The organism is Pseudomonas sp. FG47 (assembly GCF_057809115.1).
The window spans coordinates 55754-64354 of the sequence record NZ_JBMDJI010000026.1; the positions used below are offsets into that span (position 1 = coordinate 55754).

General features: G+C 66.3%; 8 protein-coding genes and 1 pseudogene. 4 read left to right on the forward strand and 5 right to left on the reverse strand.

What is annotated here, in order from left to right:
- Nucleotides 1–3 precede the first annotated feature (3 nt).
- Complete coding sequence (locus tag ACODS5_RS18300) at nucleotides 4–1176, reverse strand: MFS transporter (RefSeq protein ID WP_489109340.1); 1173 nt, start codon at nucleotides 1174–1176, stop codon at nucleotides 4–6.
- A gap of 117 nt (nucleotides 1177–1293) precedes the next feature.
- On the opposite strand from ACODS5_RS18300, the gene ACODS5_RS18305 reads away from it, so the two are divergent.
- From ACODS5_RS18305 to ACODS5_RS18315, 3 genes and pseudogenes are all read left to right on the forward strand, one after another.
- Complete coding sequence (locus ACODS5_RS18305) at nucleotides 1294–2691, forward strand: aminotransferase-like domain-containing protein (RefSeq protein WP_134693717.1); 1398 nt, start codon at nucleotides 1294–1296, stop codon at nucleotides 2689–2691.
- 985 nt (nucleotides 2692–3676) lie between these two features.
- Nucleotides 3677–3904, forward strand: a pseudogene (locus tag ACODS5_RS18310) (HAMP domain-containing protein); the annotation flags it as partial.
- Nucleotides 3899–4762, forward strand: a complete 864-nt coding sequence (locus ACODS5_RS18315) for a methyl-accepting chemotaxis protein (RefSeq protein WP_489109343.1) — start codon at nucleotides 3899–3901, stop codon at nucleotides 4760–4762. The pseudogene ACODS5_RS18310 and the gene ACODS5_RS18315, both read left to right, overlap by 6 nt.
- A 132-nt stretch (nucleotides 4763–4894) precedes the next feature.
- Here the strand turns inward: ACODS5_RS18315 and ACODS5_RS18320 are convergent, their stop codons facing one another.
- Nucleotides 4895–6085 (reverse strand): benzoate/H(+) symporter BenE family transporter, encoded by a 1191-nt coding sequence (locus tag ACODS5_RS18320; protein ID WP_134693719.1) that lies wholly within the window; start codon nucleotides 6083–6085, stop codon nucleotides 4895–4897.
- 146 nt (nucleotides 6086–6231) lie between these two features.
- On the opposite strand from ACODS5_RS18320, the gene ACODS5_RS18325 reads away from it, so the two are divergent.
- On the forward strand, nucleotides 6232–6834 hold the full coding sequence (locus ACODS5_RS18325; RefSeq protein WP_134693720.1) for a glutathione S-transferase family protein: 603 nt from the start codon (nucleotides 6232–6234) through the stop codon (nucleotides 6832–6834).
- Nucleotides 6835–6856: 22 nt separating this feature from the next.
- Here the strand turns inward: ACODS5_RS18325 and ACODS5_RS18330 are convergent, their stop codons facing one another.
- From ACODS5_RS18330 to ACODS5_RS18340, 3 genes are all read right to left on the reverse strand, one after another.
- Nucleotides 6857–7228: a glutaredoxin family protein gene (locus ACODS5_RS18330; RefSeq protein ID WP_489109341.1), complete on the reverse strand. Its 372-nt coding sequence runs from the start codon at nucleotides 7226–7228 to the stop codon at nucleotides 6857–6859.
- Between the two features lie 58 nt (nucleotides 7229–7286).
- Nucleotides 7287–7832: a GTP cyclohydrolase I FolE gene (gene folE, locus ACODS5_RS18335; RefSeq protein WP_134693722.1), complete on the reverse strand. Its 546-nt coding sequence runs from the start codon at nucleotides 7830–7832 to the stop codon at nucleotides 7287–7289.
- Between the two features lie 69 nt (nucleotides 7833–7901).
- The gene (locus ACODS5_RS18340; protein ID WP_134693723.1) at nucleotides 7902–8462 is read right to left on the reverse strand and encodes a Smr/MutS family protein; all 561 of its coding nucleotides are present in this window, start codon (nucleotides 8460–8462) and stop codon (nucleotides 7902–7904) included.
- Between the last annotated feature and the right edge of the window lie 139 nt (nucleotides 8463–8601).

Here is an 8601-nt window from a genome sequence, read left to right on the forward strand (position 1 = left end):
GTGTCAGGCGGTGCGGGAGCGGGCATCTACCAGCGCGAGGGCCTTGGCCGATCTCGACAAGGCCAGAGCCACTGCCGCGCACCCTAGAACCAACAGACCGCCGAACACCATTAGCGCCATCCGTGCCCCCAGATGGTCGCTGAGCAGCCCGGTGAAGATCACCGGCAGGCTGAAGCCCAGGTAGGCCAGCAGGAAGAACCCGGCGCTGGCCCGGGTCTTCTCGCTGCCGGCCAACTGGTTCACCGCCGCCAGCCCGCCCAGGTAGATAAAACCGTAGCAGGCACTGCTGGCGGCGAACGCGCCCAGCAATACCCCGGCAAGGTTGCCGCGATCGGCGCCCCAGGCCAGCAGGGCATAGCTGCATGGCAGTATCAGCAGGCCGAGCAACGTTGCCCGGACGCTGGCCATGCGCCGCGCCAGGGGCTGGAACAGCAGCCCGCAACTGATCACGCAGAAGGTCGAGAACCCGGACCAGGCGCTCAGCCCGTGCTGGCGCAAAATTCCCGGCAGCAGGGCGATGACCAGGCCGACACAGGCCCAGGCCAGCAGGATCGCCAGGCCATAGGCCAGGCTGCCGGTGGGGTAGCAGGGCAGGCGCAGCATGGCGCCGCGTTGCGCCGGGCGCGGGTCGGGCAGGCGCGATACCAGCAGCAGGGCCAGGGCGGCCAGTGCCAGTTGCAGGTGGAAGCTGCCTGGGGTCAGGGTCGGGCCGGCCAGCAGGAACAGGCTGGTCAGCGCCGCGCCCAGGCCGAAGCCCAGCGAGGTGCTGGCGGTTACCCAGGTGGCGGCCTGGCCGCTGTCGCCAGGCGCCATCAACTCGCTCATGTAAGCGGTGGCGGTGGCCGAGGCCAGGCCGGTGCCCAGGCCCAGGAACAGCCGCGCCACGCCCAGTGAGGTGAGGCTCGGCGACAACAGCATGATCAGGGTGGCGAGCATCGACAGGGCGAGGGCGGCCAGAATCAACGGCCGGCGCCCGATCCGGTCAGCCAGCCCGCCCAGGGCCAGCAGCACCGGCAACACGCCGAGCACATAGCCGGAGAAGGCCACGGCGGTGGCCGCGGCGCCGCGCCCGGAAAGCTCGGCGTAGGTGATGTACAACGGTGCCTGCAAGTTGACCGCGAGGGTGATCAGGCATAGGGCGAAAGCCAGCAGGGCTGGGGCGTGGCGACTGGGCATCGGGCATGTCCGTACGGTGGTTTCCATACAGGATCGGGCTTCACCCCAGGGCTCGCCAAGACACACTCCGTGCGCATTTATGCTTAACTGTTTGCCTGAAATCAGCGAACACTTGCCATGCACATCACCCTGGATCGTCAACTTTCCACACCGCTGGTCCAGCAACTGAGCGAACAGTTGCTGGCCTGGATCGAACAGCAGCGTCTGCGCCCTGGCACGCGTTTGCCGTCGATTCGCGCCCTGGCGCACAGCCAGGCGGTGAGCGCGTCCTGCGTCATCGAGGCCTACGACCGGCTGGTGGCCAGCGGCTGGTTGGAGGCACGGCATGGCGCCGGCTTCTTTGTCGCCGAACGCAAGGCGGGCGTGCAGCGCGATGCTGGCGAGTCCTGGGGCGAAGCCAGCGACGGTCGCTGGCGGCAGTTCCACGAAGGGCACGGTGATGTGCTCAAGCTCGGTTGCGGCTGGTTGCCGGTGGCCTGGCGCGCCGAGGCCGAGCTGGCCCAGGCGATCCGCCAGGTCAGCCGCGGCGCCGCCGAGGCGCTGTTCGACTATTGCCCGCCCCAGGGCCTGGCCAGCCTGCGCCTGCAATTGCACAAGGGCCTGGCGCGCCTGGACATGTGCGCCGAGCCTGAGCGCATCGTCACCACCCAGGGCGCCAGCCATGCCCTCGACCTGCTGGTACGCACGTTGCTGGTGCCGGGCGACACCGTGCTGGTGGAGCGCCCCGGCTACTACAACCTCTACAACCTGTTGCGCCTGCATGGGGTGCGCATGCTCGAAGTGCCGCGTACCACCACCGGCCCGGACCTGGCGGTGCTCGAGCAGTTGCTGGCCGAGCACCGGCCACGCTGCCTGTTCATCAACAGCCTGTACCAGAACCCGACCGGCACCAGCCTAACCCCGAAAGTTGCCTACCGCCTGCTGGAGCTGGCCCGTGAGCACGACCTGCGGATCATCGAGGATGACCTGTACGCGGATTTCCAGGAGGGGCCGGCGACGCGCTTGAGTACCCTGGACAGCGAGCAGCGGGTGATCTACCTGGGCAGCTTGTCCAAGACCCTCAGCAGCTCGCTGCGGGTTGGCTACCTGGTGGCGGATCCGCCGCTGGTCGCTCGCTTGGCGGAGCTGAAGATGATCAGTGGCATTGGCACCTCGCGCTTTGCCGAGCAAGTGGTCGGGCAGATGCTCGCCAATGGCAGCTACCGCAAGAGCGTGCAGCGCCTGCGTTTGCGCCTTGGCCAGCACATGGCCAAGGTGCTTGGCCAACTGGAAGCCAGCGGCTGGGAGGTGTTCTGCGAACCCTTCGGTGGCATGTTCGTCTGGGCGCGGGTGCCCGGCCGTGATTTCGCCGAACTGGATGCCTTGGCGCTGGAGCACTCGGTCCTGTTGACCCCGGGCAGCGCTTTCGACCCGCAGGGGCGGGCCAGCGAGTGGCTGCGTATCAATGTCGCGTATGGGCAGGATGTGCGGGCCCAGGCGTTCTTCCAGCATGCAGGGCGACCTGTAGCGCGCTGAAAGCGACACCTTCATAGCCAAATGACACCATTGCGCCGTCCCCCTCTTGTGAGGGGCGTGCCGTGGTTGTCACTCTTGGCCCGTTGCGGGCAGGCGATTGTTCGCCGGGCAAAACCCAGGGGGATTGGCGATGACGGGCTCCAAGCAAGGTGTATTGGCCAACCTGGGCATGGCGCGCAAGCTCGGCCTGGGCTTTGCACTGGTGTTGCTGCTCACCCTGGTGGTGGCCGGCATCGGCGTGTACGCCCTGGCCAGCGTCGGCCAGCGCTTCGATGACCTGCGGCTGATGGCCCAGTTTAATATCGACCTGCTCAAGCTGCGCCAGCACGAGCAGGCCTTCGCCCTGCGTTCCGACCCCAAGCAGGCCGAGGCCCTGCGCAGCGGCTTGCAGGCCTTGATCGAGCGGGCCCGCGGCGTGCCCGCGTTGGCCTCGGCCGAAGCTGAGCTTGGCGGCTATGGCCAGGCCTTCGAGCAGTTCGTCCAGGCGCTGCAGGCCAAGGAGTTGGCCTTGGACATGGCCAGCTGGTCGGTGTCCAGCGTGGCCAACAACCTCGATGTGCTGCAGGCCGGCCTGGCCGACGATGGCACCTATACCCTGAAGCAGTCCCAGGGCCAGCAGGGCAGTGAATTCCTCGAGCAGGCCGGGCAGGTGGCGCAGGTTGCGCGGTTGATGTTGCAGGCCATGGATGAAGCGCGGGTGCGCCTGGAGCAGAGCCGCAAGGGCAGTGAGGCGCTGGCGCAAGGTCGTATCGCCCAGACCGTGGAAGCGGCCAGCCTGGTCGAGCAGCTCAAGGCGGCGGTGGCCGATGCCGGCTACCAGAGCGTGCTCGGCGAGGTGGCCGGGCATATCGGCAGTTTTTCCGAAAAGCTCGACGAGTACACCGACCTGCTCGGCCAGGAGCAGGGGATCAAGAACCAGTTGCAGGCCCGGGCCGAACAGGTCACGGCGCGGGTCGACCAGGCCTATGCCACCCAGGAGCAGGCCATGCAGGCTGAGTTGGCGCGCAACGCCCTGGCCATTGCCATTGCCGCCGTGCTGGCGCTGCTGGTGGGTGTGCTCGCGGCCTGGCTGATTACCCGTGCCGTGGTTGCGCCGTTGCGGCGGGTGATTAGCCAGGCCCGGCGCATTGCCGCCGGCGAGCTGGCGATGCAGGCTCAGGCAGCGCGCGGCGACGAAGTCGGCCAATTGCAGCTGGCCATGCAGCAGATGGCCGAGGGTTTGTCGGGTATCGTCAGTGGCCTGCAACAGGGCATCGAGCAACTGGCGGGCAGCGCCCAGGCGCTGTCGGTGGTGACCGAGCAGACCAACCGCGAGGTCGGCAGCCAGAAGGACGAAACCGAACAGGTGGCCACTGCCATGCAGCAGATGACCGCCACGGTCCACGATGTCGCGCGTAATGCCGAGCAGGCGGCGCAAGCGGCCCAGGCCGCCGATGAGCGGGTCGAGGCCGGGCAGCAGGTGGTGCGCCAGGGCATGCGGCGCATCGAGCAATTGGCGGCGGCGGCCGAGACCGCCAGCAGCGGTATCGACAGCCTCAGTGCTGAGATTCATACCATTGGCGATGTGCTCGAGGTGATCAAGAGCGTGGCCGAACAGACCAACCTGCTGGCGCTCAATGCGGCCATCGAGGCGGCGCGCGCCGGCGAGCAGGGGCAGGGCTTCGCCGTGGTCGCCGACGAGGTGCGCGCCCTGGCCCGGCGTACCCGCCAGTCCACCGAGCAGATCGAACGCCTGGTCGCCAGCTTACGTGGCAATGCCCAGGCGTCGGTACAACAGATTCGTGGCAGTACTGAACTGGTGCGCCTGGCGGTGGCGGATGCGCTGCAGACCGAAAGCGCGCTGGGCGGCATTGCCGCGGCGGTGTCGTTGATCCAGCAGATGAACCAGCAGATCGCCGCGGCGGCCGAGCAGCAAAGCGCGGTGGCCGAGCAGATCAGCCGCAGCGTCACGCAGATTCGTGGCAGTGCCGATCAGGCGGCGCTGGCGATGGAGGGCAACGCCCGCTCAAGTATCGAGCTGGCGCAGGTGGGCGTCGACCTCAAGCGCATGGTTGGACATTTCAGGCTGTAATGGCCCCTGTAGGAGCGGCCTTGTGTCGCGAAAGGGCTGCGAAGCGGCCCCGGCGATCTACGCGGCGCAGCTGAAATCTGGGGCCGCTACGCGCCCCATCGCGACACAAGGCCGCTCCTACAAGGGCGGGCTTCAGCCCTTGCGCGGGCTGAGGATCAGCAAGGTCAGCACCCCGGCGACGATGCCCCAGAACGCCGAGCCGATCGAGAACAGGGTGAGTCCCGACGCCGTGACCATGAAGGTGATCAGCGCCGCCTCGCGCTCGCGGGCTTCGCCCATTGCCACGCTCAGGCCGTTCATGATCGAGCCGAACAGCGCCAGCGCGGCGATCGACAGCACCAACTCCTTGGGCAGGGCGCCGAACAGCGCCGCCAGGGTGGCGCCAAAGGTGCCGGCGATGCCATAGAAGATCCCGCACCACACCGCCGCGGTATAGCGCTTGGCCGGATCTTCATGGGCATGCGGCCCGGTGCAGATCGCCGCGCTGATCGCCGCCAGGTTGACCCCGTGCGAACCGAACGGCGCCAGCAGCAGCGAGGCGAAGCCGGTGGCCGAGATCAGCGGCGAGGCCGGTACCTGGTAGCCATCGGCGCGCAGTACGGCGACCCCTGGCATGTTCTGCGAGGTCATGGCCACCACGAACAGCGGGATGCCGATGCTGATGGTCGCCGCCAGCGAGAAGCTCGGCGTGGTCCACACCGGGGTGGCCACCTCGAGCTGGAAACCGCTGAAGTCCAGCAGCCCCAGGGCGCCGGACAGCGCGGTGCCGACCAGCAGCGCGGCGAGCACGCAGTAGCGCGGCGACAGGCGCTTGACCAGCAGGTAGCAGAAGAACATGCCCAGCACCAGCAGCGTGCGGTGCTGGGCGGCGACGAAGATCTCGCTGCCGATCTTGAACAGGATGCCGGCCAGCAAGGCCGAGGCCAGCGAAGCGGGAATGCGTCGCACCAGGCGTTCGAAGCTACCGGTCAGGCCGCAGATCAGCACCAGCACGGCGCAGGTGATGTAGGCGCCGATCGCCTCGCCGTAGCTCACCCCGCCCAGGCTGGTGATCAGCAGCGCAGCGCCAGGGGTCGACCAGGCCACGGTGATCGGCGTGCGATAGCGCAGCGACAGGCCGATGCTGCACACTGCCATGCCGATCGACAGGGCCCAGATCCACGAAGAGATCTGCGCGTTGGTCAGGCCCGCGGCCTGGCCGGCCTGGAACATCAGCACCAGCGAGCTGGTATAGCCGGTGAGCATGGCGATGAAGCCAGCGACGATCGCCGACGGGGAGCTGTCCGCCAGCGGCCGCAGGCGCGCGGAGGTAGCATCGGTCATGGGGCATTCCTTGTTGTGGATGTAAGCAATTTTTGCAGGCTACCGCGGGCCGGGCTGACCGCTGCCATACAGCAACCATTGCATTTAGCCGTACAGTCGCCAACTATTGGCCATTACTACGCAACTGCGTGAACAGGGGAGGGGCGATGTACAAGGTCTATGGGGATTACCAATCGGGCAACTGCTACAAGGTCAAGCTGATGCTGAGCCTGCTGGGCCGCCCCTATGAATGGCACCCGGTGGATATTCTCAAGGGTGAAACCGAAACCCCTGAGTTCCTGGCCATGAACCCCAACGGCAAGGTGCCGGTGCTCAAGCTCGAGGACGGCACCTGCCTGTGGGAGTCCAACGCGATTCTCAACTTCCTCGCCGATGGAAGCGAGTTCCTGCCCAGCGAGCCACGCTTGCGCACCCAGGTGTTGCAGTGGCAGTTCTTTGAGCAGTACAGCCATGAGCCTTACATCGCCGTGGCGCGCTTCATCCAGTTCTACCTGGGGCTGCCGCAAGACCGGCTGGAGGAGTACCGCAAGCTGCACAAGGGCGGCTACAAGGCACTCAAGGTGATGAACAGGCAGCTGGAAATGACCCCGTACCTGGTGGGCGAGCAGTACTCGATCGCCGACGTGGCGTTGTATGCCTACACCCACGTGGCGCAGCAGGGGGGCTTTGACCTGAGCGAATATCCGGCGGTGAGAGCCTGGCTGGCACGGGTGGCCAGCCATCCACGGCATGTGCCGATGGTGGATTGACCGGCCCCTCGATGGCGATCTGTCAGACCGCCGCGAAGCGTTTGTCCAGATAGGCAATGATCTCCTTGGACTCGTACATCCAGGTCACCTTGCCTTCTTCCTCGATACGCAAGCACGGCACCTTCACCCGGCCGCCGCCTTCGAGCAGCGCCTGGCGGTGCTGCGCGTCGTTCTTCGCATCGCGCAATGCCACCGGCACGTTCAGGCGGTGCAGGGCGCGGCGGGTCTTGACGCAGAACGGGCAGGCATGGAACTGGTACAGCGCCAAGCCCTTGGCCTGCTGTTCCACACGGGCCTGAGCCGCGGCGTCGCGCTTTTTCTTGGCTGGGCGGCTGACCCAGTCACCGAACACGATGAGCTGGCCGAGGCCGACCCGCAGGGCTTTGACGATCATGCTTGACTCCTGAAATGAAAAAGCCGGCCACAAGGGGCCGGCTCGAATCCTGTGCCGATCACTTGATCAGGCTGAGGAACTCGCTGCGGGTGGCGGCGTTGTCGCGGAACTCGCCGAGCATCACCGAGGTGAGCATGGTCGAGTTCTGTTTTTCGACGCCGCGCATCATCATGCACATGTGCTTGGCCTCGATCACCACCGCCACGCCAGCTGCACCGGTCACCTGCTGCACGGCCTCGGCGATCTGGCGGCTGAGGTTTTCCTGGATCTGCAGGCGGCGGGCGAACATGTCGACGATCCGCGCGACCTTCGACAGGCCCAGTACCTTGCCCTTGGGCAGGTAGGCCACATGGGCCTTGCCGATGAACGGCAGCATGTGATGTTCGCACATCGAATACAGCTCGATATCCCGGACCAGCACCATTTCGCTGTTGTCGGAGGTGAACAACGCGCCGTTGGTCACTTCTTCCAGGGTTTGCTCGTAACCGCGGCAAAGGTATTTCATGGCCTTCGCGGCCCGCTTGGGCGTGTCGAGCAGGCCCTCGCGGGTGACGTCCTCGCCCAGCTGGCTGAGGATCGCGGTGTAGTTCTGTTCCAGGGACATGGATCTACCTGTGGAAAATTTCGCAAAGACGAAGGGTACGGCGGCGGCGGCGGCGCTGCAAGCGCGATGTCACTCGTCGCGGCCTTCGAGCATGGTTCGCTTGAGCATCACGTACACCGCGCCGGTGCCGCCGTGGCGGGCCTGGCACGAGGCGAAGCCGAGCACCTGCGGGTGCTGGCGCAGCCAGGTGTTGACGTGGCTCTTGATCATCGGGCGCTTGCCGTCCAGGCGCGCGGCCTTGCCGTGGGTGACGCGCACGCAGCGCACTTCCAGCTTGGTCGCTTCGGCGATGAAGGCCCACAGCGTCTCGCGGGCCTTCTCGACGCTCATGCCGTGCAGGTCGAGGCTGCCCTCGAAGGCGATCTGGCCGAGCTTGAGCTTGCGCAGCTGGGTTTCCTGTACGCCGTCACGCCGCCACATCAGCTCATCCTCGGCGCCGACGTCGATGACGAACTGGTCGGACAGGCCGTCAATCACCAGCGTCTGGTCGCTGCGGATGGTCGCCGCCTGGCGCAGGCCTGCCAGTTGCTTGCGGTCGGCCTTGGGTTTGCCGACTTCGGCGCGATCGTGCTTGATCGGCTTGACGCCCTGCACTTGGCTGCGGAAGAGGGAAAAGTCGTCGTCTTGCATGGTGCCTCCACGTGGGCGGCGTAGTTTACGCGAGTCCTGCCCTGAGTGAAGTCCCGTGTTTCGCGTTCTCTGTAGGAGCGGCCTTGAACTGGCCTAATGATTTTGGACACCTTCTTCGGGCGCTATGATGGCGCCCAAT